5 protein-coding genes and 1 pseudogene are annotated in these 4255 nt (G+C 69.4%); all 6 read left to right on the top strand.

Annotated features, from left to right (window positions below; translation table 11 throughout):
- Positions 1-196, top strand: a 196-nt coding sequence (locus GA0115259_RS41260) for a hypothetical protein (protein WP_218104243.1), incomplete at its 5' end; no start/stop codon positions are given.
- A 10-nt stretch (positions 197-206) separates the two neighbouring features.
- Complete coding sequence (gene gatC / locus GA0115259_RS28545; protein ID WP_066945642.1) at positions 207-503, top strand: Asp-tRNA(Asn)/Glu-tRNA(Gln) amidotransferase subunit GatC; 297 nt, start codon at positions 207-209, stop codon at positions 501-503.
- Between the two features lie 5 nt (positions 504-508).
- The gene (gene gatA, locus GA0115259_RS28540; protein ID WP_093602364.1) at positions 509-2020 is read left to right on the top strand and encodes an Asp-tRNA(Asn)/Glu-tRNA(Gln) amidotransferase subunit GatA; all 1512 of its coding nucleotides are present in this window, start codon (positions 509-511) and stop codon (positions 2018-2020) included.
- A complete protein-coding gene (locus tag GA0115259_RS28535) occupies positions 2017-2259 on the top strand; it encodes a hypothetical protein (RefSeq protein WP_093602362.1) in 243 nt (80 codons plus the stop codon). Before gatA ends, GA0115259_RS28535 begins: the two co-directional genes overlap by 4 nt.
- 16 nt (positions 2260-2275) lie before the next feature.
- On the top strand, positions 2276-3784 hold the full coding sequence (gene gatB, locus GA0115259_RS28530) for an Asp-tRNA(Asn)/Glu-tRNA(Gln) amidotransferase subunit GatB (RefSeq protein ID WP_093602361.1): 1509 nt from the start codon (positions 2276-2278) through the stop codon (positions 3782-3784).
- 170 nt (positions 3785-3954) lie between these two features.
- Positions 3955-4255: pseudogene (locus tag GA0115259_RS28525) on the top strand (arsenic transporter); the annotation flags it as partial.

The raw sequence follows: 4255 nt of genomic DNA, 5'->3' as shown, positions 1-4255 counted from the left end.
GTGGTGGAACAGTCCGGCCGAGTGGTCCAGTAGGCGCCGGGCCGGCCCGGCGGGCGCGGGATCGGTTCGTATCCGGTCACGCGCCGTCGTGGTCCGCGTACGCGCCGACGTGCTGTGGGCCCGGGCGATTTATGTGTTGCGTGGTGAGGTGACCGCGCCCTCTAGGATTGGGCTCAAAGAAGCCATCAACCCCTGAGGATCGCTGAATGCCTGGCATCACGCGCGAGGAGGTCGTCCACCTCGCTCGGCTGGCGCGTCTGGAGCTGTCCGGCTCCGAGCTCGACCACTTCGCCGGACAGCTCGACGACATCATCGGCGCGGTCGCCCGCGTGTCCGAGGTCGCCGACCAAGACGTACCGCCGACGTCCCACCCGCTGCCGCTGACCAATGTCATGCGCGCGGACGAGGTCCGTCCGTCGCTCACGCCCGAGCAGGCGCTCTCCGGCGCTCCTGCCCAGGAGCAGCAGCGTTTCAAGGTGCCGCAGATCCTGGGGGAGGACTAACAGCCATGACGGACATCAGCAGGACCGAGAGCTGTATCAGGCTCACCGCCGCCGAGATCGCCGGGAAGATCGCCGCAGGCGAACTCACGGCCGTCGAGGTCACCGAGGCCCATCTCGCCCGTATCGAAGCGGTGGACGAGAAGGTCCACGCCTTTCTCCATGTGGACCGCGAGGGCGCGCTGGCCCAGGCCCGCGCCGTGGACGCCAGGCGCGCGGCCGGCGAGAAGCTCGGCCCGCTGGCCGGAGTGCCTCTCGCGCTCAAGGACATCTTCACCACCGAGGGCGTCCCGACCACCGTCGGTTCCAAGATCCTCGAAGGCTGGATCCCGCCCTACGACGCGACCGTCACCAGGAAGCTCAAGGACGCGGGCGTCGTCATCCTCGGCAAGACCAACATGGACGAGTTCGCCATGGGCTCCTCCACCGAGAACAGCGCGTACGGCCCGACCGGCAACCCGTGGGACCTGACCCGGATCCCGGGCGGCTCCGGCGGCGGCTCGTCCGCCTCGCTCGCCTCGTACCAGGCGCCGCTCGCCATCGGCACCGACACCGGCGGCTCCATCCGCCAGCCCGCCGCCGTCACGGGCACGGTCGGCGTCAAGCCCACCTACGGCGGTGTCTCCCGCTACGGCATGGTCGCCTTCTCGTCCTCCCTCGACCAGGGCGGCCCCTGCGCCCGTACGGTCCTGGACGCGGCCCTGCTGCACGAGGTGATCGCCGGCCACGATCCGCTGGACTCGACCTCCATCGACGCACCGGTCCCGCCGGTGGTCGAGGCCGCGCGCAACGGCTCGGTCGCCGGGATGCGTGTCGGTGTCGTCAAGCAGTTCCGCGGCGAGGGCTACCAGGCCGGTGTCGTCCAGCGCTTCGACGAGTCGGTGGAGCTGCTCGGGAAGCTCGGCGCCGAGGTGGTCGAGCTGGACTGCCCGTCCTTCGACCTCGCGCTCGCCGCCTACTACCTGATCGCGCCGTCCGAGTGCTCCTCCAACCTCGCCCGCTTCGACGCCATGCGCTACGGACTGCGGGTGGGCGACGACGGTACGAAGTCCGCCGAGGACGTCACGGCCCTGACCCGCGAGGCGGGCTTCGGTGACGAGGTAAAGCGCCGCATCATGCTCGGTACGTACGCGCTCAGCTCCGGTTACTACGACGCGTACTACGGCTCGGCGCAGAAGGTCCGTACGCTCATCACCCGGGACTTCGAGAAGGCCTTCGAGCAGGTTGATGTGATCGTCTCGCCGACGACACCGACCACCGCCTTCCCGATCGGTGAGCGCGCCGACGACCCGATGGCGATGTATCTGGCGGACCTGTGCACCATCCCGGCCAATCTGGCCGGCAACGCCGCGATGTCGCTGCCCTGCGGTCTCGCACCGGAGGACGGCCTCCCGGTCGGTCTCCAGATCATCGCTCCCGCCATGCAGGACGACCGTCTCTACAAGGTCGGTGCCGCCGTTGAGGCGGCCTTCGTGGAAAGGTGGGGACACCCGTTGCTGGAGGAGGCACCGTCACTATGACCAGTGCAATGAGCAAGGCCAAGGGCTTCAAGAAGTCCAAGGCCGGCACGTACCTGTCGATCGGGACCACCGCTTTCGGCGCGATCAGCGTCGTCAAGCAGGCCAGGACGGCCCGCCAGGACAATGACACGCTCCGGCTGGTCGACGCGGTCGTCTCCGCCGCCGCCATCGTCACGGGCGTCGCTCTGCTCCTGCGTGAGCTGAAGCGCCTGGGCGACGACGACGTCCTGCTGGGCTGAGAGGGAAAGTTTCACTGTGACCGTCATTGAACTCGTGTCGTACGAGGACGCCCTCGCGACGTACGACCCCGTCATGGGCCTGGAGGTCCATGTCGAGCTCGGCACGAAGACCAAGATGTTCTGCGGATGCTCGACCGAGTTGGGCGCCGCGCCCAACTCGCAGACCTGCCCGACCTGTCTGGGCCTGCCGGGATCGCTGCCGGTCGTCAACGCGATCGGTGTCGAGTCGGCGATCAAGATCGGTCTCGCGCTCAACTGCGAGATCGCCGAGTGGTGCCGCTTCGCCCGGAAGAACTACTTCTATCCGGACATGCCGAAGAACTTCCAGACCTCCCAGTACGACGAGCCGATCGCCTTCAACGGCTATCTGGACGTCCAGTTGGAGGACGGCGAGATCTTCCGGGTGGAGATCGAGCGCGCCCATATGGAGGAGGACACCGGCAAGTCGACGCATGTCGGCGGTGCCACCGGCCGGATCCATGGCGCCTCGCACTCGCTGCTCGACTACAACCGCGCCGGGATCCCGCTGATCGAGATCGTCACCAAGCCCATCCAGGGCGCAGGCGAGCGTGCTCCGGAGGTCGCCAAGGCGTATGTCGCCGAGCTGCGCGAGCTGATCAAGGCGCTCGGTGTCTCCGAGGCCCGTATGGAGATGGGCCAGATGCGGTGCGATGTGAACCTCTCGCTGCGCCCGCACGGACGCGAGAAGTTCGGTACGCGCTCCGAGACGAAGAACGTGAACTCGCTGCGCAGCGTCGAGCGCGCCGCGCGCTTCGAGATCCAGCGCCATGCCGCGGTGCTGAACTCCGGTGGCACGATCATCCAGGAGACCAGGCACTTCCATGAGGAGGACGGTTCCACCGCCTCGGGACGGGTGAAGGAGGAGGCCGAGGACTACCGGTACTTCCCGGAGCCCGACCTCGTGCCGGTGGCGCCCTCCCGTGAGTGGGTCGAGGAGCTGCGCCGGGGACTGCCCGAGCTGCCGCGCGTGCGCCGCAACCGGCTGCGCGAGGAGTGGGACGTCTCCGAGCACGACATGCAGTCGATCCTCAACGCGGGCGCGATCGATCTGATCGTGGCCACGACCGACGCGGGTGCTCCGGCCGACCAGGCCCGCAAGTGGTGGATGGGCGAGCTGGCCCGGCACGCCAACGAGTCGGGCCGTCCGCTGGACGAGCTGCCCATCACTGCGGAGCAGGTCGCCCGGATCGGGGCGCTCGTGGCGTCCGGCGATCTCAACGACAAGCTGGCCCGTCAGGTGATCGAGGGCGTGCTCGCGGGCGAGGGCGATCCGGACACCGTGGTGGAGAAGCGCGGTCTGAAGGTCGTCTCCGACGACAGCGCGCTCGGTGCGGCCGTGGACGAGGCCATCGCGGCCAACGCCGCTGTCGCCGACAAGATCCGGGCCGGCAAGGTCGCCGCGGCGGGCGCGCTGGTGGGCGCCGTCATGAAGGCCACGCGCGGCCAGGCCGACGCGGCGCGTGTGCGCGAGCTGATCCTTGAGCGGCTCGCCCCGGCGGAGTAACAGGCAAGGGCGCGGAGGAGCCGGGCGTCGCGGGCCGGCTCCGGCTCGTCCGTACGTCAGGTCGTCCGTACGTCAGGCTCGTCCGTACATCATGGGGGCGGCGCATCGACCGGTGCGCCGCCCTTGACCGTCCCCCGGAATGAACCTCGCACGGAATCCGGAGCGCCAGCCTGAACACCGTCGCCGCCGAGGCACTCTCGATCGGTCTGCTGCTCGCCGTGCTGGCGTTCGCCGTCGTACGGCCACGCGGCTGGCCCGAGGCCGTCGCCGCCGTGCCCGCCGCGCTGCTGGTCGTCGCCTTCGGCGCGGTCTCGCCGCAGGACGCCGGTGAGCAGACGCGCACGCTGCTGCCCGTGGTGGTGTTTCTCGCGGCGGTGCTGGTGCTGGCTCAGCTCTGCGACCAGGAAGGGCTGTTCACCGCGGCCGGCGATCTGGTGGCACGGGCCTGCGGCGGCCGGCCGCGGCGGGGGC

Origin of the sequence: Streptomyces sp. MnatMP-M17, from assembly GCF_900091995.1 — a bacterium.
GTDB lineage: Bacteria > Actinomycetota > Actinomycetes > Streptomycetales > Streptomycetaceae > Streptomyces.
The sequence above is the reverse complement of the archived record's forward strand: the minus strand, read 5'-3'. Positions and strand labels throughout refer to the sequence as shown.

Bases quoted from the DNA above. Each gene is read 5' to 3' on its own strand.
- gatC (WP_066945642.1), top strand. From the start codon at position 207: ATGCCTGGCATCACGCGCGAGGAGGTCGTCCACCTCGCTCGGCTGGCG.
- gatA (WP_093602364.1), top strand. From the start codon at position 509: ATGACGGACATCAGCAGGACCGAGAGCTGTATCAGGCTCACCGCCGCC.
- GA0115259_RS28535 (WP_093602362.1), top strand. From the start codon at position 2,017: ATGACCAGTGCAATGAGCAAGGCCAAGGGCTTCAAGAAGTCCAAGGCC.